Below are 17,743 nucleotides of genomic sequence, written 5' to 3' on the forward strand. Positions count from 1 at the left end.
GAGACCGACACGGCGACCGACCACCGTCCCGACGCGACGGCGGACCTCTCGGCGGCGATGTCGGAGCGCGTCCTCGTCCTCGACGGTGCGATGGGCACGATGATCCAGCGCGAGGGTCTCTCCGAGGAGGACTACCGCGGGAAGCGCTTCGCCGACTGGCCGAGCGACCTCCGTGGCAACAACGACCTGCTCAGCCTCACCCAGCCCTCGATCATCGAGGGCATCCACCGGGCCTACCTCGAGGCCGGGGCCGACCTGGTCGAGACCAACACCTTCAACGCGCAGCGCATCTCGCTCGGCGACTACGACATGGCCGACCTCGCCTACGAGATGAACCGCGAGGCGGCCCGGCTCGCCCGCAGGGCCTGCGACGCCGTCGCCGAGGAGACGGGCCGTCCGCGCTGGGTCATGGGCGCCCTCGGCCCGACGACCCGCACCGCGTCGATCTCCCCCGACGTCAACGACCCGGGCGCCCGCAACATCACCTTCGACGAGCTCGTCGAGGCCTACCTCGAGCAGGCGCGCGGCCTCGTCGACGGCGGCGCCGACGCGCTCCTCGTCGAGACGATCTTCGACACCCTCAACGCCAAGGCGGCGATCTTCGCCCTCGAGACCCTCTTCGACGAGCTCGGCCGCCGCTGGCCGGTCCTCATCTCGGGCACGATCACGGACGCGTCGGGCCGCACCCTCTCGGGCCAGGTCACCGAGGCGTTCTGGAACTCGGTCCGCCACGCCCGCCCGCTCGTCGTCGGGCTCAACTGCGCCCTCGGCGCCGACGAGCTGCGCCCCTACATCGCCGAGCTCTCGAGGATTGCCGACTGCTTCGTGTCGGCCTACCCCAACGCGGGCCTGCCCAATGCCTTCGGTGAGTACGACGAGACGCCGGACCAGATGGCGTCGGTCGTCGGCGAGTTCGCGTCGAGCGGCCTCGTCAACGTCCTCGGCGGGTGCTGCGGCACGACGCCCGAGCACATCGGCGCCATCGCCGACGCGGCCTCCAACGGCACGCCGCGGGTCCCGGTCGACGTGCCCGGCGCGCTCCGGCTCAGCGGCCTGGAGCCGCTCACCGTCGAGGCGGACTCGCTCTTCGTCAACGTCGGCGAGCGCACCAACATCACCGGCTCGGCCCGGTTCCGCCGCCTCATCAAGGAGGAGGACTACCCCACCGCCCTGTCGGTCGCCCGCCAGCAGGTCGAGGCCGGCGCCCAGGTCATCGACATCAACATGGACGAGGGGATGATCGACGGCGTCGCCGCGATGGACCGCTTCGTCAAGCTCGTCGCGAGCGAGCCCGACATCTGCCGCGTCCCGCTCATGATCGACTCGAGCAAGTGGGAGGTCATCGAGACCGGCCTCAAGTGCTCGCAGGGCAAGGCCATCGTCAACTCGATCTCGATGAAGGAGGGCGTCGAGCCCTTCCTCGAGCAGGCGCGCCTCTGTCGCAAGTACGGCGCCGCCGTCGTCGTCATGGCCTTCGACGAGGAGGGCCAGGCCGACTCGCTCGAGCGCCGCAAGGAGATCTGCCAGCGTGCCTATGACCTGCTCACGCAGGAGGTCGGCATGGACCCGCACGACATCATCTTCGACCCCAACATCTTCGCGGTGGCGACCGGAATCGAGGAGCACGCGGCCTACGGCACCGACTTCATCGAGGCGACCCGGTGGATCAAGCAGAACCTCCCCGGGGCGCTCGTGTCGGGTGGCGTCTCCAACGTGTCGTTCTCGTTCCGCGGCAACAACCCCGTCCGCGAGGCGATCCACGCCGTCTTCCTCTACCACGCCATCGCCGCGGGCATGGACATGGGCATCGTCAACGCCGGCGCCCTCGTCGTCCTCGACGAGGTCGACCCCGAGCTGCGCGAGCGGATCGAGGACGTCGTCCTCAACCGCCGCCCCGACTCCACCGAGCGGCTCCTCGAGATCGCCGACCGGTTCAACAACGCCGGCGAGGCAGCCCCGGAGGTCGCCCAGTCGGAGTGGCGTGGTCGGCCCGTGCGCGAGCGCATCACGCACTCGCTGGTCAAGGGCATCGACGACTTCGTCGTCGACGACACGGAGGAGCTGCGCCAGGAGATCGAGGCCGCGGGCGGCAAGCCCATCGAGGTCATCGAAGGACCTCTCATGGACGGCATGGGCGTCGTCGGCGACCTCTTCGGCGCCGGCAAGATGTTCCTCCCCCAGGTCGTGAAGTCGGCCCGTGTCATGAAGAAGGCGGTCGCCCACCTCATCCCCTACATCGAGGCGGAGAAGCAGAGGTCGGGAGTCACGACGCAGAACAGCAAGGGCCTCATCGTCATGGCGACCGTCAAGGGCGACGTCCACGACATCGGCAAGAACATCGTCGGCGTCGTCCTCCAGTGCAACAACTACGACGTCATCGACCTCGGCGTCATGGTCCCCGCCCAGAAGATCCTCGACACGGCCAAGGAGAAGGGCGCCGACGTCATCGGCCTCTCCGGGCTCATCACCCCCTCGCTCGACGAGATGGTGCGCGTGGCCGGGGAGATGGAGCGGCAGGGGTTCGACATCCCGCTGCTCATCGGTGGCGCCACGACCTCCCGCGCGCACACCGCGGTCAAGGTCGACGGCCAGTACTCCGGCCCGGTGGTCTGGGTCAAGGACGCCTCACGCTCGGTGACCGTCGTGAGCCAGCTGCTCTCCGACGCCCAGCGTGAGCCCTACCTCGCCACCGTCAAGGCGGACTACGACTCAATGCGGGCGCGGCACGCCGCGAAGGGAACCGAGCGCCCGCTCGTCTCGATCGACGCGGCCCGCAAGGCACGCACCCCCGTCGACTGGACGGCATACCGGCCGTTCCGGCCGCACCTGCTCGCCCAGCAGAGCAAGGACGTCTGGTCGGGGCGCACGGACACGCACTGGCACCGGGCGGCCGCGCAGTTCACGCGCGTCTTCGCCGACTACTCGATCGAGGAGCTGCGCCGCTACATCGACTGGACGCCGTTCTTCCAGACCTGGGAGATGAAGGGCCGCTACCCCGACATCCTGTCGAACCCCGCCACCGGCGAGGCCGCCCGCCGCCTCTTCGACGACGCCAACGCGATGCTCGACAAGATCATCGAGGGCAAGTGGCTCACCGCCAACGGCGTCGTGGGCCTCTTCCCGGCCAACGCCGTGGGCGACGACATCGAGGTCTACGCCGACGAGGCGCGCGAGACCGTGCTCACGACGATCCACGGTCTGCGCCAGCAGGGCCAGCACCGCGAGGGCGTGCCCAACCGGTGCCTCTCCGACTTCGTCGCGCCCAAGGAGACGGGGATCCGCGACCACGTCGGCGCCTTCGCGGTCACTGCCGGCCTCGGCTCGCACGACCGCATCATGGCCTTCAAGGAGGAGCTCGACGACTACAGCGCGATCCTCCTCGAGGCCCTCGCCGACCGGCTCGCCGAGGCGTTCGCCGAGCGGATGCACGAGCGGGTCCGGCGCGAGCTGTGGGGCCACGCGGGCTCCGAGCACCTCACCAACGAGGACCTCATCGCCGAGAAGTACACCGGCATCCGGCCGGCTCCGGGCTACCCCGCCTGCCCCGACCACACCGAGAAGGAGACGATCTTCTCGCTCCTCCAGGCGCGCGAGCGGGCCGGCATGGACCTCACCGAGTCGATGGCGATGACGCCGGGCGCCTCGGTGAGCGGCTGGTACTTCGCACACCCGCAGAGCCAGTACTTCGTCGTGGGGCGCCTCGGGCGCGACCAGGTCGAGGACTACGCCGAGCGCAAGGGCTGGACCCTCGCAGAGGCCGAGCGCTGGCTCGCGCCGAACCTCGGCTACCAGCCCGAGGACTGACAAGGCCCCGTATGCCGTCCCGGCACCTCGCCGGGGCGGCTCACGGCCCCGCCTGGGCCTCGTCTCCGGACCGGCGGCCTCAGGCGTCGACGTCGTCGAGCTCGGCGATGACCTCCTCGAGGAGGCGGGCGAGCTCGCCGCGCTCCTCGGCGTCGAGGCCGCGCAGCACGTCGCTCTCGACGACGTCGGACTCGCGGATCGACTGGGTGAACAGCTCCCACCCCTCGGCGGTGAGCGAGACGAGGGTGCGCGTGCGGTTGTCGGCGTCCGGACGGCGGGCGACGAGGCCGCGCTGAACCATCTTGTCGAGGCGGTGGGTCATGGACGACGGAGCGACGCTCGTCAGCTCGGCGAGCTGGCTCGGGGTGAGGCAGGCCTCCCCGGCGCGCGCCAGCGAGGCGACGACGGCCCACTCCCCCTGGGTGAGGTCGAGGTCGGCGAGCTGGCGGGCGTACCACTGGTCGAGCTTCTTCGTCACGCCATAGAGAGCCGTGATGACGCGCTGCACGGACTCCTCGCCACCGGCGGCGACATAGGCCGCGACGGCGTCGCGGTGCTGCTGCGCTGCGGACCTCGGTCGTCGGGGCATAACCCGATTGTCGCATGCGTTCTTCGAATGCTAACCTTTCGAAATCGAACATTCGGGTTCGAACTCTTCGGCATCGAAGCCGATGTGGGTCCCGGTCCGGTGCGGTCGGGGTCTGTCTCCTGCCACACACCGGAAAGGTGGAACCTCGTCGTGCGCGCCAAGCTGCTCGTCCTCGCCTCGTCCATCGGCATGCTCGGATGGGGTGCCGTCCTCCCGTTCCAGTACGCGTATGCCGCCGACACCCGTGGGTGGGGCGCGTTCGCCGCTGCTGCCGCGTCGTCGCTGTTCTCGATCGGGGCACTCGTCGCGGCGCCCGTCGCGGGCCGGCTGAGCGACCGCTTCGACCCGGTGCTCGTCGCCGTGCTCGCCCAGCTGCTCGGCGCCCTGGGCGTGGGCGCGCTCGTCTTCGCCGACTCCCCCGCTGCCTTCCTCGCGGGGATGTTCGTCTTCGGGCTCGGGCTCACCGCCGCCGTGCCGGCCAAGCAGGTGCTCGTGCTCCGCTGGGTAGACAGTGGGGACCGCCGCAAGATCTTCGCCTACAAGTTCACCGGGGAGGCGCTCGGCATGGCCGCCGGCGCCTACATCGCCGGGCACCTCGTCGACCTGCGCCAGCCGCAGGGTCTCGACGTCGGGTTCCTCACCGCCGCAGCCGGTTTCGCGCTCTCCTCCCTCATCATCGGTCTCGCCGGCCGCGGTGCCGGCATCCACCCGGGTGCCGACCTCGTCACCGACGTGTCCGCGCCGTCGAGCCCGCGCGAGTCCCTGCGGCTCATCTTCGCGAGCCCGGCGCTGCGGTGGACCGCCGTCGTCACGGTGACCCTCGCCCTCGGCTTCTACGCGCAGTTCGAGTCCGGCCTCCCGGCCTACGGCCTCACGGTCCTCGACATCGACACGGCGGCCATCGGCACGGCCGCGGCCGTCAACGCCGTCGTCATCGTCGCGCTCCAGGTCATCGTCGTGCGTCTCACGGCCAACCGCAGCGCGCCCACGCTGCTCATGGCCGTCGGTGCGATCTGGGTGCTGTCGTGGATGGTCCTGTCGTCGGCCCAGTTCGCGCCAGGTGTCGCCTCGGCGATGTTCGTCACGACGTTCGGCATCTTCGCCGTCGGCGAGACGATGTACAGCCCGGTCCTCAACCCGCTCACCGCATCCCTGGCCCCGGCCGGCATGGTCGGCCAGACGCTCGGCATCTTCGGAGCCCTCCAGACGACCTTCTCGGCCGTCGGGCCGCTCGTCGCGGGCGCCCTTCTCGGAGCGGGCTTCGCCAACGGCTTCCTCGGACTGCACCTCGCGATCAGCCTGCTCGCGGTGTATGCCGCGTGGCGCCTCCGTGGTGCCATGCGTCGCGCCGCGGTCGAGGGGGCGTCGGGCACGCGGTCCGGGTCCGACGAGGCGGTCCTCGCCGCCTGAGGCGACCGCGCGGCACACCTTGCGTCCGCAACTGTGGTTGCCAGGCCGGCACCCTGCCGGACGCAAGGGGTATGCCGTCCGCGCGGCACACCTTGCGTCCGCGATTCTGGTGGCTCTGCTGCCAGGGTTGCGGACGCAAGCGGCACGGACGGTGAGGTGCGTCGGGGTGTCGGAGCGACGGCATACGGTGGAGTCTATGGTTCCCGCCCTGTCCCCGAGCCGCGCAGCGGACTTCAAGCAGTGCCCGCTGCTCTTCCGGTTCCGGACGATCGACAAGCTCGACGGGCCGCCCTCGCCCGCCGCGGCCCGCGGGACCCTCGTGCACGAGGTCCTCGAGCACCTCTTCGAGCTGCCGGCCGCCGAGCGCACGCCCGAGGCCGCGCTCTCCCTGCTCCAGCCGCGGTGGGCCAGCCTCGTCGAGGAGCGGCCCGAGCTCGCGACGATGATCGAGGACGACGAGACCCTCGACGAGGACGGCTGGTTTGCCGCCGCCGGGGCCCTCGTCGAGCGCTGGTTCACCCTCGAGAACCCGCAGTGGCTCGAGCCCGCCGAGCGCGAGCTCTACGTCGAGACCGAGGTCGAGGGCCTCACCCTGCGCGGCTACGTCGACCGCCTCGACATCGCGCCGGACGGCGCCATGCGGGTCGTGGACTACAAGACCGGTCGCTCGCCGCGCGAGGCGTTCGAGGGCAAGGCGCTCTTCCAGATGAAGTTCTATGCGCTCGTGCTCTGGCGCCAGCGCGGCGTCATCCCCAAGCAGCTCCAGCTCGTCTACCTCGGCAACGGCGAGATCGTCCGCTACGAGCCCGACGAGCACGACCTCCTCGGGCTCGAGCGCAACGTCCAGGCGGTGTGGCAGGCCATCGTGCGGGCCAGCGAGACCGGCGACTGGCGGCCGCGCACGTCACGGCTGTGCGACTGGTGCGACTTCAAGGAGCTGTGCCCCGAGTGGGGTGGCACTCCCCCGCCGCTACCCGCCGACGCCGGTCGTCTCGTCCTCGACCCGCGCGTCACGGGCGAGGCGCTCGTCGGCGACGACTGAGACGAGGTCCTCGGGGGTCAGTCCGCGCAGGCTCGGCAGCTGCACCGCACCGCGCGTGACGGGCACCGGCACGACGTGCGGCACCGCGATCGTCGGGACGCCCGCGGCCACGGCCGAGCGGACTCCCGTCGGAGAGTCCTCGATGGCGATGCAGTCACGGGCGTCGACGCCGAGCATGCGCGCCGCCGCGTGGTAGGGCTCCGGATGCGGCTTGCCGTGCTCGACCTCGTCGCCGGTCACGATGGCGGCGAAGGTGTCGTCCGGCAGCGCCTCGACAACCGCCCCGGCGAGCGAGCGCCACGACATCGTCACGAGGGCGTTGGGGACACCGGCCTCGAGCAGCGCCGCGAGCAGCTCGCGCGCACCCGGCCGCCACGGGACGTGCTCACGCACCTGTGCGGTGACCCGGACGAGGAGCTCCTCGATGATCCGCTCGGGCTCCCACGTGATCGGCGAGTTGTCACGGATGAACTCGGCGCTCACCATGAGGTCGTTGCCGACGAGCTGGTGCGCGAACTCGTCGGACCAGACGCCACCGTGCTCCTCGACGATGGCGTGCTCCGCCGCGATCCAGTAGGGCTCGGTGTCGACGAGGGTCCCGTCCATGTCCCAGAGAACTGCGGCAGGCAACGTCATGCGTGGAGTCTACGAATAGGGTGGAGCCGGACCTACGAGGAGGATGCGTTGATCGAACTCGACGACCTGCCCGACCTAGAGAACGCTGTGATGATCGCGGCGTTCGAGGGCTGGAACGACGCCGGCGAGGCGGCCACCGGTGTCATCGAGCACCTCGCCGAGCTGTGGGGTGCCGAGCCGGTCGCCGCGCTCGACCCCGAGGACTACTACGACTTCCAGGTCAACCGCCCCCGGGTCGTCGTCGAGAACGGCCGTCGGCGGATCAGCTGGCGCACGACGAGGATCCTCGTGGCCACCGACACGCCCATCGGCCGCGACGTCGTCCTCGTCCAGGGCGTCGAGCCGTCGTTCCGCTGGCGCGCCTTCGCGATCGAGCTCATGGAGCTCGCGCAGGCCGCCGACGTCACGACCGTCATCACGCTCGGCGCGCTCCTCGCCGACGTGGCGCACACCCGCCCGATCCAGGTCACGGCCACCTCCGACAACGAGGACACCCGCCACCGCCACGACATCGAGTCGAGCACCTACGAGGGCCCGACGGGCATCGTCGGGGTCCTCGCCGACGCCGCGGTGCAGGTGGGGGTGAGCTCGATCTCGATCTGGGCGGCGGTGCCCCACTACGCCCACCACACGCCCTCACCCAAGGCGACCCGGGCGATCGTGTCGTGCCTCGAGGACCTCCTCGACGCGCCGATCCAGCACGGAAGCCTCGACGAGGACGCCCGCGCCTGGGAGAACGGGCTCGACGCGCTCGCGTCGGAGGACGCGGAGGTGGCCGAGTACGTCGAGTCCCTCGAGGACGCACAGGACACCGCCGAGCTGCCCGAGGCGAGCGGCGACGCCATCGCCAAGGAGTTCGAGCGCTACCTCCGCAAGCGCGGCACGGAGGACTGAGCCGCCGGCCGAGCCTGCCGGCGCGGCCTCAGACGCGGACGCCGAGGAGGGCGTCGAGGGCGCGCGCGAGCACGCCCGGCGCCCCGGCGTCGTCGCCCCCGACGGTCAGGGTGTGCTCGACCCACGCGTCCACCGCGGCAAGGGCGGCCGGCGCGTCGAGGTCGTCGGCCAGCGCCGTTCGCACCGCTGCCACGGCGTGGTCGGACGACCCGGCGGCGTTGACCGAGAGGGCCTCGCGCCACCGCGCGAGCCGCGCCTGCGCCGTGCGCAGGAGCTCCTCGGTGTAGTCCCAGTCGCTGCGGTAGTGCTGGCCGAGCAGGACGAGACGGATCGCCATCGGGTCGACGCCGTCCTCGCGCAGCTTGGAGACGAGGACGAGGTTGCCGCGGGACTTGCTCATCTTGTGCCCGTCGAGGCCGACCATGCCGGCGTGGGCGTGGATCGCGGCGTAGTCGTGGACACCGACCGCGCTCGCCTGGGCGACGGTCATCTCGTGGTGCGGGAAGATGAGGTCCGAGCCGCCGCCGTTGACGTCCATCGGCACGCCGAGGCGGTCGAGAGCGATGGCGGTGCACTCGACGTGCCAGCCCGGGCGCCCCGCGGGCAGTCCTTCGAACTCCCACGACGGCTCGCCCTCGCGGGCGCCGCGCCAGAGCAGCGGGTCGAGCTCGTCGCGCTTGCCGGGGCGGTCGGGGTCTCCGCCGCGCTCGGCGAAGACCTCGAGCATCTGCTCGCGCGTCCAACCGGAGACCGACCCGAAGTCGCGCACCTTGGCGAGGTCGACGTAGAGGTCCGGGCCGCTCGCCTCGTCGGACGTCACCTCGTATGCCGTCCCGCTCTCGACCGTGCGCCGCACGAGGTCCGCGATGGTCGGCATGGCCTCGACGACGCCGACGTAGTCCTCGGGCGGGATGACCTGCAGGGCGGTCATGTCCTCGCGGAAGAGGTCGCCCTCGGCGGCCGCGAGGTCGCGCCAGTCGATGCCGTCACGCTCGGCCCGCTCGAGCAGCGGGTCGTCGACGTCGGTGACGTTCTGCGTGTAGTGCACCTCGTGCCCGTTGTCGCGCAGGACCCGGCCGACGAGGTCGAAGGCAACGTAGGTGGCGGCGTGGCCGAGGTGGGTGGCGTCGTAGGGCGTGATCCCGCAGACATAGAGGCGGGCCACCGGTCCGGGAGCGACCTCGCGCAGCTCCCCCGAGCTCGTGTCGTGGAGCCGGAGTGGCTCCCCGTGTCCGGGAACGGCGGGCAGGAACGGGGTGGGCCACGAGATCACGGAGGAAGCCTACGGCGGCCGTTCACATGGCCGGCCACGGGATGGCCGGCCAGCCGGGGGTCGGCAGCGGGTGGAGCCCGGTCGCGAGCAGCCGCTCGGCCCGCGCCTGCAGAGCAGCGACCTCGTCGGGGGTGAGGAGCCCGGTGAGCTCGGCGCGCAGGGTGCCCTCGGCGAGGGCGGCCCGGACGCGCTCCACGCGCTCGAGGTCCGCGTCGTCGCACGGCTCCCCTGCCCAGCCCCACAGCACCGTGCGCAGCTTGGGCTCGACGCCGAGGCTCACGCCGTGGTCGACGCCCCAGAGTCCGCCGCCGACGACGAGCAGGTGGCCGCCCTTGCGGTCGGAGTTGTTGATGAGGGCGTCGAAGACCGCGGCCGTCCGCAGCCGGGCGTCGTCGGCGTGCGCGACGACGACCTCCTCGCCGTCGGGCGTCTCGCCCCTGAGCACCTCGCGCCAGCCCGCGGGCACCGCGTCGGGCGCGACGACGTCGACGACGAGGTCCGGAGCGACGTCGGGCCGTCCCATCCACTCCTGTGTCGACGCCGTCCCCCACGGCCCGTCGTGCAGCACCGTCGTCGGGACGACGCCGAAGTGCCCGGCCTCGCTGACGACGTAGGCCGCGCGCTCCCGTCCGGCGAGGGTGCCGTCGGGGTAGTCCCAGAGGGGTCGCTCGAGGGCGACGGGCTTGTGGATCGCGAGCCGGGTCTCCCCGTCGAGGCCGACCCGCACGAGGACGGCGCCGTTGGACGAGTCGACGATCCGCCCGAGGAGCTCGACCTCGCCCTCGGCGAGCAGGTGCTCGACCTCGGCGGCCACGGGTCTAGCGCTTGTAGCCGTTGGCCCGGGGGCAGATGTGCCCCTCGGGGTCGAGCGGCTGCCCGCAGAACGGGCAGGGGGGACGGCCGGCGGCGACGATCGCCTGGCACCGGCGGGCGAAGGCACGTGCCGAGGTGGCGTCCAGGACGACGCGCACGCTCTCCGAGGGGGACTCCTCCTCGGGGTCACGGTCGTGGCACTCGATGACGACGGCCGAGCGCTCCTCGTCCCAGGCGAGGCTCACGGTGTCGACCCGGAACTCGTCCTCGATCGGCGTCTCGAGGGCGTCGGTGTCGACGTGCTGCTCGGCGACGGCGTCGGAACCCTCGGGCCCGCCCACGGAGTCGAGCAGGTCGACGATCCGGTCCGCGAGGATGCCGACCTGGACCTTCTCGATCGACACGGACACGAGCCGGCCGCGGCCACGCGCCTGGAGGAAGAAGGTGCGGCCTCCGGGTGGACCGACGGTGCCGGCGACGAATCGCTCCGGCGGGTCGAAGTCACTGAACGCCATGCGCGCAGACTAACCCGAGAAGCCCCAGGGCATCTCGAGGCGGTGGGTCCGTAGCAGCGCCGCGTCGCCCAGCAGGTCCTTGGTGTCGCCGTCGGCGGCCACGACCCCGTCGGAGAGCACGACAGCCCGTTCGCACAGCTGGAGGGCGAAGGGCAGGTCGTGGGTGACCATGAGCACGGTGACGTCGAGCGACTCGACGAGCTCGACGAGCTCCCGCCGCGAGGCGGGGTCAAGGTTCGAGGACGGCTCGTCGAGGACGAGGATCTCGGGCTCCATCGCGAGCACCGTGGCAATGGCCACCCGGCGCCGCTGACCGAAGGACAGGTGGTGCGGAGCCCGCCCGGCGAGATCCAGCATCCCCACGGCCGCCAGGGCGCTGTCGACCCGAGCGTCGAGCTCGTCGCCGCGCAGGCCGAGGTTGGCCGGCCCGAAGGCGACGTCGTCGCGCACCGTCGGCATGAAGAGCTGGTCGTCGGGGTCCTGGAAGACGATGCCGACCCGGCGACGGATCTCGAGAAGGTTCTCGCGCGTGACCGGCAGCCCGGAGACCGACACCGTGCCGGCGCCTCCCTCGAGGATGCCGTTGAGGTGGAGGACGAGCGTCGTCTTGCCAGCGCCGTTGGGGCCGAGGAGGGCGACGCGCTCCCCGCGGTGCACGTGCAGGTCGACGCCGAAGAGCGCCTGGTGGCCGTCCGGGTAGGCGAACGCGAGGCCCCGGACGTCGAGGACGGGGGTGCTCACCCGGCATACCCCGCGACGAGCGCGACGGTGGCGAGCGCGGCAGGGAGGAGCGCCCGGGCCCAGTCGCGGACGCCGGCCCGGAGCGGGTCGGTCACCGGCATACGACCGGAGTAGCCGCGCGACAGCATCGCGAGGTGGACGCGCTCGCCACGCTCGTAGGAGCGGATGAAGAGCGATCCGGCGCTCGACGCGAGGACGGGCCACGAGCCCAGCGAGCGGGGGCGGAAGCCGCGTGAGTCCCGGGCGACCTTCATCCGCTGGGCCTGCGATCCGACGACACCGAGGTATCTGACCATGAAGGCGAGGATCTGGACGAGTCGGTCCGGCACCCGCAGGTGCTGCAGGGCACGCACGAGGTCCCGGCTCGACGTCGTCGTCGCGAAGGCGATCGCCATGAGCACGCTCGTCGTCGCCGTGACGAGCAGGGCAAGACCGGCGTCGAGGCCGTCCCGCGAGACGGTGAGGGGCCCGAGCGTCCGGCGCGGCCCGGTGGCGATGAACGGAAGGAGCAGCGCGAAGACGACGAAGGGGACCTCGACGACGAGCCGGCCGAGGACGTGCCGTGCCGGGACGCGGGTCGCGGCGACGACACCCAGGGCGACGACGAGCATCGCAAGGCGCACGAGGTGGGCCTCGCGCGGCAGGGCCACGACGAGGAGCACGAAGGCGAGCAGGCCGACGAGCTTGGTGTGCGCCGGGAGGCGGTGCACCGGCGAGTTCCCCTCGACGTGGAGGTGCGGCCCGTGACCGGAGCCCACGTCAGTCGTCGGAGCCGCGGCGACGCAGCAGGTGCATGAGCCCGAAGGCGACGACAGCCACGACGACGACCCCGACGAGCCCAGCGAGGCCGCCCGACAGCCCTGGGCTCTCGACCCCGGCCGTGCCGTAGTCGGCGAAGGGCGAGCCGGCGCTGCCGTGGTCGGTCGCCGAGTCGAGAAATCCGAGGGTCTCGGCGACATGCTCGAGACCGTCGGGGCTCGCGGACGCCCAGGCCGACACCACGCCGGCGAGGACGGCACAGACGACGAGTCCGGCCACGACGAGGCGCCTGGTCGACACGCGGCTGCGGGGTGCTGGGGTGCTCATGCAGTGGCTCCTGTCCGGATCTCGAGCTCCTGGCGAGCACCGAGGTCACGGGCGCCGTGCACGAGGTCGGGTCGGGTGGCGATGATGCTGCCGACGGCGAGGAACGTGATGGCACCCTCGCCGAGGCCGATGAGGGTGTGCCAGCCGAGCATCGCCGCGGTGAGCTCGGCGAGCGGGATCGGCGCGTGGCCGCCGACGGCATACAGGGCGGTGAAGGTCAGGGCAGCGGCCGGGACGGAGACGACCGCCGCGACGCCCGCGAGGGCGGGGACGACGCTCATCCCGGTCGGGCGCACGAGACGGCGCAGGCCGACGAAGACGAGCCAGCCGGTCCAGACGCCGACGACCGCCATGAGGACGACGTTGGTGCCGAGGGCGGTGATCCCGCCGTCGGCGAAGAGCAGGCTCTGGACGGCGAGGACGACGGTGAGGCAGAGCGTCGCCGTCCACGGACCCACGAGGACCGCAGCGAGCGCACCACCGAGGAGGTGGCCGGACGTGCCGGCACCGACCGGGAAGTTGAGCATCTGGGCAGCGAAGACGAAGACGGCGACGAGACCGGCCAGTGGGGCCGTGCGGTCGTCGAGCTCGCGTCGGGCCCGGCCGAGGGCCAGACCCACGGCGCCCGCGGCCACGGCGGCCGTCGCGAGCGACGTCGGAGCGTCGAGGAACCCGTCGGGGACGTGCATGTCGCGCCTTCCTTGTTGCCAAGTATTTGCAACAAGGACTCTAGCCCGTGCCTCCTCCCACGGTGGCGTCGCCCGGGGGCACGGTCGCCGGGCGGGCGGCCGCGGCGCGGAGCGCCTCCCCCGACGAGTTCGTGGCGAGCACCATCGACCGCTCGCCGGTGCGGCGGATGACCGAGACCGACGCGGGGTCGACGTGCACCCGCTGCAGGCCCGAGATGCCGGCGCCGACGGCGTCGGCGATGACCGCCTTGATGGGGTCGCCGTGGCTCACGGCGACCCAGACCGCATCGGGTCCGCGTTCCTGCGTCACCTCCTCGTCGATCCGCCGGATCGCGGCGACCGTGCGCTCGGTCATCTCGGTCAGCGACTCCGAGGCATAGGTGTCGCTCTCGGGGAAGCGGGCCGACGCCGGGTCGTCCTGAACCGTGCGCCAGAGCGGCTCGGAGGTGAGGTCGGCGAGCCGGCGCCCGGTCCACGCGCCGTAGCGGCACTCCCCCAGGTCCTCGACGACCTCGGCAGTCGCGCCCGGCAGGAGGATGGCGGCGGTCTCACGGCACCGCTGGAGCGGGCTCGTGACGAGCCGGGCGATGTCGAGCCCGGCGAGACGGGCGGCGACGCGCTCGACGTCGCCTCGCCCCCGGTCGGTGAGACCGACGCCTTCGGTCCATCCCGCGAGGACGGCGTCGGCGTTCGCTGTCGAGTGCCCGTGTCGGACGAGCAGGAGCAGAGCCACGGCGCCCACTGTAGGCAACAATGACGCGCGTGATCATCGACAAGGCGCTCTACCGTGGCGGACGGCGCGACACGTGCGGCGACCTCAGCGACGAGCTCGAGGCCATCCGCGAGACCGGGTCGGACACCGACTTCATCTGGATCGGGCTCAAGGACCCGTCGATGGACGAGCTCGAGAGCGTCAACGAGGAGCTCGGGCTGGGGCTGCACCCCCTCGCGATCGAGGACGCCGTCAAGGGCCGTCAGCGGGCCAAGATCGAGGCCTACGGCCGCACGTTCTTCGTCGTGCTCAAGACGCTCAGCTACATCGAGGAGACCTCGGACGTCGAGACCGGCGAGCTCATGGTCCACGTCGGCGACCACTTCGTCCTCACGATCCGCCGCGGCGAGCTGACCCCGCTCACCGGCGTCCGTCGCGAGCTGGAGGCCGACCGCGAGAAGCTCGCGCTGGGCCCCATGTCGGCGCTGCACGCGATCATGGACCGCGTCGTCGACCAGTACCGCGAGATCGACGTCGAGCTCGCCCGCGACATCGACGAGATCGAGGAGGGGGTCTTCTCCGAGGGGCTCGTCTCCTCCGACGCGATCTACCGCCTCAAGCGGGAGGTCCTCGAGTTCCGGCGCGCGATCACACCGCTCATCGCGCCACTGCGGATGCTGCACACGAGCACGCGCTCTCCCCAGCCGCACGAGGAGCTGCGCCTGCTCTTCCGCGACGTCGACGACCACCTGCACTTCGTCGCCGACCGCGTCGAGTCCTACGACCGCCTCCTCAGCGACGTCCTCAGCGCCAACCTCGCCAAGATCTCGGTCCAGCAGAACGCCGACATGCGCAAGATCTCGGCGTGGGTCGCCATCGCCGCGGTGCCGACGATGATCGCGGGCATCTACGGCATGAACTTCGACAACATGCCGGAGCTGCACTGGCACTACGGCTACTTCCTCGTCCTCGGCGTCATGGCCGCCGCGTGCGTCGGGCTCTACGCCACGTTCAAGAAGGTGAGCTGGCTCTAGGCCGTGCCGTGCCGGGCTGTGCCGGGTGTGCCGGTCCGTCGCAGTCCGGTCGGTCAGGTGGCCGTGAGCCAGCCCGCGCCCAGCGCGAGGAACATCACCGCGCCGAGGACGACCCGGTAGGCGATGAACGAGATGAGCGAGTTGCTCTGCACGAACTTGAGCAGCCAGGCGATCGACGCGTAGGCAACGACGAACGCGACCACGCAGCCCGTGATGATGGGGCCGATGCCGAGCACCTTGAGCGCCTCGACGTTGTCGAGCGTCTCGTAGATGCCGGCGCCGGTGAGCGCGGGGATCGCGAGGAAGAAGGAGAGCTCGGTCGAGGTCACGCGGTCGATGCCGCGCATGAGGCCGGCCGAGATCGTCGCGCCCGAGCGCGAGACACCCGGGACGAGCGAGAAGCACTGGACGAGTCCGATGACGAGCCCGTCCTTGATCGTCAGCGCGTCCTCGCCACGCTGGTCTCCCGCCGCCTCGAGGGTGTCGTGGCGGCGCTCGGCGACCCACATGACGGCGCTCCAGAGGATGAGCGCGGCCGCGACGACCCAGAGGCTGCGCAGCGGACCGGAGATGAGGTCCTTGAGCAGCAGGGCGACGACGACGACCGGGAGCGAGCCGACGATGACCGCCCACGCGAGCTGGTAGTCGTGCTCCTTGCGCGCCTCGGCGCTGCGCAGCCCGGCGACCCACGCGAGGAAGAGGCGGAGGATCTTCCTCCCGAAGTAGGTGAACGTCGCGAGGATGGCTCCGATCTGGATCAAGGCCGTGTATGCCGTCACGGCCGGTGCGTCGACCGGCATACCGAGGAGCTTCTCGGCGATCGTGAGGTGGCCCGTCGACGAGACCGGGAGATACTCGGTCAGGCCCTCGACGATGCCGAGGACCACGGACTGGAAGTAGCTGAGCTCGACGGCGGGGTCAGCAAGGATCACGGGGCGGGGACTTCCTCGGCGTGGGACGGGACGATCTCGGACATGACGCGCAGGGTGGAGAGCCGCTCCTCGACGGTGAGGGCGAAGGGCGAGACGCCCAGGGTGGTGACGCCCGCCTCGGCGTAGCGGCCGACGCGGCTGCGGATGCGCTCGGGCGGGCCGATGAGGGCGGTGGCGTCGATGAACTCGACGGGGACGGCGGCCGCGGCGTCGCGGTGCTGACCGGCGAGGAAGAGCTCCTGCACCTTGGCGGCCTCCTCCTCGAAGCCCATCCGGCAGGCGAGCTGGTTGTAGAAGTTCTTCTCCCGCGAGCCCATCCCGCCGATGTAGAGGGCGGAGTAGGCGGCGACCGCCTGCGCACCGGCCTCGACGTCGTCGGTGACGACGACCGGGACCGTGGGCACGACGTCGAAGCCGGCCATGGGGTCGTCCTCGGTGCCCTTGCCCGCGGCCCGACGCCCGGTAGCGATGGACTCGAGGATGTCACCGGAGTGCTCCGGCGAGAAGAAGATCGCGAGCCAGCCGTCGGCGATCTCACCGGCGAGCTCGAGGTTCTTGGGGCCGACGGCGGCGAGGTAGACCGGCACGTGCTTCTGCGTGGGCGCGATCGTCAGCTTGAGTGCCTTGCCGGGACCGTCCGGGAGGGGCAGCGTGAAGTGCTCGCCGGCATACTCCACGCGCTCGCGCGCCAGGGCACGGCGGACGATCTCGACGTACTCACGGGTGCGGGCCAGGGGCCTGCCGAAGCGGACGCCGTGCCAGCCCTCGCTCACCTGCGGACCGGAGACGCCCAGGCCTAGCCGGAAACGGCCGCCGGAGAGGTGGTCGAGCGTCGCGGCAGTCATCGCCGTCATCGCCGGGGTGCGCGCCGGGATCTGCATGACCGCCGACCCGAGCCCGATGCGCTCGGTGCGGGCGCCGATCCACGACAGGAAGGTCACCGCGTCGCTGCCGTAGGCCTCCGCGACCCACGCGGAGTCGTAGCCCAGCCGGTCGGCCTCGGCGGCCAGCGCGAGCATGTCCTGGCTCGAGGACAGCCCCATGTAGCCGAGGTTCACCGCGAGTCGCATGCGCCAACCGTAGTGGGCGTGACGGGGTCGGCCGTCACCGAGGGGAACGGTGGGGACGGGTGAGCTCAGCGCGCGTCGTCGTCGTCGTCGTCGTCCTCCGAGTCGTCGCCGTCATCGTCCGAGTCCTCGTCGTCGGACTCGTCGTACTCCTCGTCGTCGAGGCCGGCGTAGATGCCGTCGTCATCGTCGTCGTCCTCGTCGAGGTCATCGTCGTCGTCGTCGTCGTCGTCGTCGACATCGTCGCGCGCCTCCTCGTCCTCGTCGGCGTCGTCGCCGGTGTAGACGTCGAGCGGCGTCATCTCGCCGAAGGCCTCGTAGAGAGCGTTGTCGTAGACCTCGAAGGCGTCGAGGAGGTCGTCGTAGGCCGCGGCCACGGTGGGGTCGTCCTCACCCCTGCGACCCGAGCACGCCTCGAGGTGCCGCTCGAACGCGGTGACGAGGGAGGACAGGGCGGCACGCGGGTCGGCGCTCATGTGACAGACGCTATCGGACTCGTGCCCCAC

The 17,743-nt window shown here is 71.4% G+C and carries 18 protein-coding genes; 5 read left to right on the forward strand and 13 right to left on the reverse strand.

The genetic code is table 11. The features are described from left to right. Positions 1–57 precede the first annotated feature (57 nt). Positions 58–3,804: a methionine synthase gene (metH, locus tag ACOJV7_RS12605; RefSeq protein WP_420190782.1), complete on the forward strand. Its 3,747-nt coding sequence runs from the start codon at positions 58–60 to the stop codon at positions 3,802–3,804. Between the two features lie 79 nt (positions 3,805–3,883). On the opposite strand, the gene ACOJV7_RS12610 is transcribed toward metH, so the two are convergent. Next, positions 3,884–4,393: a MarR family winged helix-turn-helix transcriptional regulator gene (locus ACOJV7_RS12610; protein ID WP_420190554.1), complete on the reverse strand. Its 510-nt coding sequence runs from the start codon at positions 4,391–4,393 to the stop codon at positions 3,884–3,886. A 150-nt stretch (positions 4,394–4,543) separates the two neighbouring features. Here ACOJV7_RS12610 and ACOJV7_RS12615 point away from each other — a divergent pair, with 150 nt between their 5' ends. After that, positions 4,544–5,803 carry an MFS transporter gene (locus ACOJV7_RS12615; protein WP_420190555.1) on the forward strand — a complete coding sequence of 420 codons (1,260 nt, stop codon included), beginning with the start codon at positions 4,544–4,546 and terminating at the stop codon, positions 5,801–5,803. A gap of 196 nt (positions 5,804–5,999) precedes the next feature. After that, positions 6,000–6,845, forward strand: coding sequence for a RecB family exonuclease (locus ACOJV7_RS12620; protein ID WP_420190556.1), 846 nt, complete (start codon positions 6,000–6,002; stop codon positions 6,843–6,845). On the opposite strand, the gene ACOJV7_RS12625 is transcribed toward ACOJV7_RS12620, so the two are convergent. Next, positions 6,774–7,481 carry an HAD family hydrolase gene (locus ACOJV7_RS12625; RefSeq protein ID WP_420190557.1) on the reverse strand — a complete coding sequence of 236 codons (708 nt, stop codon included), beginning with the start codon at positions 7,479–7,481 and terminating at the stop codon, positions 6,774–6,776. The genes ACOJV7_RS12620 and ACOJV7_RS12625 overlap by 72 nt on opposite strands. 48 nt (positions 7,482–7,529) lie before the next feature. Between ACOJV7_RS12625 and ACOJV7_RS12630 the strand changes: the two genes are divergently transcribed. Continuing rightward, positions 7,530–8,375 carry a PAC2 family protein gene (locus ACOJV7_RS12630; RefSeq protein WP_420190558.1) on the forward strand — a complete coding sequence of 282 codons (846 nt, stop codon included), beginning with the start codon at positions 7,530–7,532 and terminating at the stop codon, positions 8,373–8,375. A gap of 28 nt (positions 8,376–8,403) precedes the next feature. Here the strand turns inward: ACOJV7_RS12630 and mshC are convergent, their stop codons facing one another. Genes mshC through ACOJV7_RS12670 form a run of 8 tightly spaced genes read right to left on the reverse strand, consistent with a single transcriptional unit; the run spans position 8,404 to position 14,225 of the window. Then, positions 8,404–9,648 (reverse strand): cysteine--1-D-myo-inosityl 2-amino-2-deoxy-alpha-D-glucopyranoside ligase, encoded by a 1,245-nt coding sequence (mshC, locus tag ACOJV7_RS12635; protein ID WP_420190559.1) that lies wholly within the window; start codon positions 9,646–9,648, stop codon positions 8,404–8,406. A gap of 22 nt (positions 9,649–9,670) precedes the next feature. Next, entirely contained in the window at positions 9,671–10,462 is a 792-nt protein-coding gene (locus ACOJV7_RS12640) for an SCO1664 family protein (RefSeq protein ID WP_420190560.1), read from the reverse strand. A gap of 4 nt (positions 10,463–10,466) precedes the next feature. Continuing rightward, positions 10,467–10,976: a DUF3090 domain-containing protein gene (locus tag ACOJV7_RS12645; RefSeq protein WP_420190561.1), complete on the reverse strand. Its 510-nt coding sequence runs from the start codon at positions 10,974–10,976 to the stop codon at positions 10,467–10,469. A gap of 9 nt (positions 10,977–10,985) precedes the next feature. Continuing rightward, positions 10,986–11,717 (reverse strand): energy-coupling factor ABC transporter ATP-binding protein, encoded by a 732-nt coding sequence (locus ACOJV7_RS12650; protein WP_420190562.1) that lies wholly within the window; start codon positions 11,715–11,717, stop codon positions 10,986–10,988. After that, positions 11,714–12,427, reverse strand: a complete 714-nt coding sequence (gene cbiQ, locus ACOJV7_RS12655; RefSeq protein WP_420190563.1) for a cobalt ECF transporter T component CbiQ — start codon at positions 12,425–12,427, stop codon at positions 11,714–11,716. Before cbiQ ends, ACOJV7_RS12650 begins: the two co-directional genes overlap by 4 nt. A gap of 49 nt (positions 12,428–12,476) precedes the next feature. Next, the gene (locus ACOJV7_RS12660; protein WP_420190564.1) at positions 12,477–12,803 is read right to left on the reverse strand and encodes a PDGLE domain-containing protein; all 327 of its coding nucleotides are present in this window, start codon (positions 12,801–12,803) and stop codon (positions 12,477–12,479) included. Then, a complete protein-coding gene (locus ACOJV7_RS12665; RefSeq protein ID WP_420190565.1) occupies positions 12,800–13,492 on the reverse strand; it encodes an energy-coupling factor ABC transporter permease in 693 nt (230 codons plus the stop codon). The genes ACOJV7_RS12660 and ACOJV7_RS12665 overlap by 4 nt, the downstream gene beginning before the upstream one ends. Positions 13,493–13,532: 40 nt before the next feature. Then, complete coding sequence (locus ACOJV7_RS12670; RefSeq protein WP_420190566.1) at positions 13,533–14,225, reverse strand: MSMEG_4193 family putative phosphomutase; 693 nt, start codon at positions 14,223–14,225, stop codon at positions 13,533–13,535. Between the two features lie 29 nt (positions 14,226–14,254). On the opposite strand from ACOJV7_RS12670, the gene corA reads away from it, so the two are divergent. Continuing rightward, positions 14,255–15,238 (forward strand): magnesium/cobalt transporter CorA, encoded by a 984-nt coding sequence (gene corA / locus ACOJV7_RS12675; protein WP_420190567.1) that lies wholly within the window; start codon positions 14,255–14,257, stop codon positions 15,236–15,238. 53 nt (positions 15,239–15,291) lie between these two features. Here the strand turns inward: corA and ACOJV7_RS12680 are convergent, their stop codons facing one another. The 3 genes from ACOJV7_RS12680 to ACOJV7_RS12690 all read right to left on the reverse strand — a co-directional run bounded on the left by ACOJV7_RS12680 (position 15,292) and on the right by ACOJV7_RS12690 (position 17,713). Next, complete coding sequence (locus ACOJV7_RS12680; protein WP_420190568.1) at positions 15,292–16,170, reverse strand: undecaprenyl-diphosphate phosphatase; 879 nt, start codon at positions 16,168–16,170, stop codon at positions 15,292–15,294. Further along, complete coding sequence (locus tag ACOJV7_RS12685; protein ID WP_420190569.1) at positions 16,167–17,240, reverse strand: LLM class F420-dependent oxidoreductase; 1,074 nt, start codon at positions 17,238–17,240, stop codon at positions 16,167–16,169. The genes ACOJV7_RS12680 and ACOJV7_RS12685 overlap by 4 nt, the downstream gene beginning before the upstream one ends. Before the next feature lie 65 nt (positions 17,241–17,305). Then, positions 17,306–17,713: a hypothetical protein gene (locus tag ACOJV7_RS12690; protein WP_420190570.1), complete on the reverse strand. Its 408-nt coding sequence runs from the start codon at positions 17,711–17,713 to the stop codon at positions 17,306–17,308. Positions 17,714–17,743 lie beyond the last annotated feature (30 nt).

It is taken from the genome of Knoellia tibetensis (genome assembly GCF_048606415.1).
GTDB classification, from domain to species: Bacteria; Actinomycetota; Actinomycetes; order Actinomycetales; family Dermatophilaceae; genus Knoellia; species Knoellia tibetensis.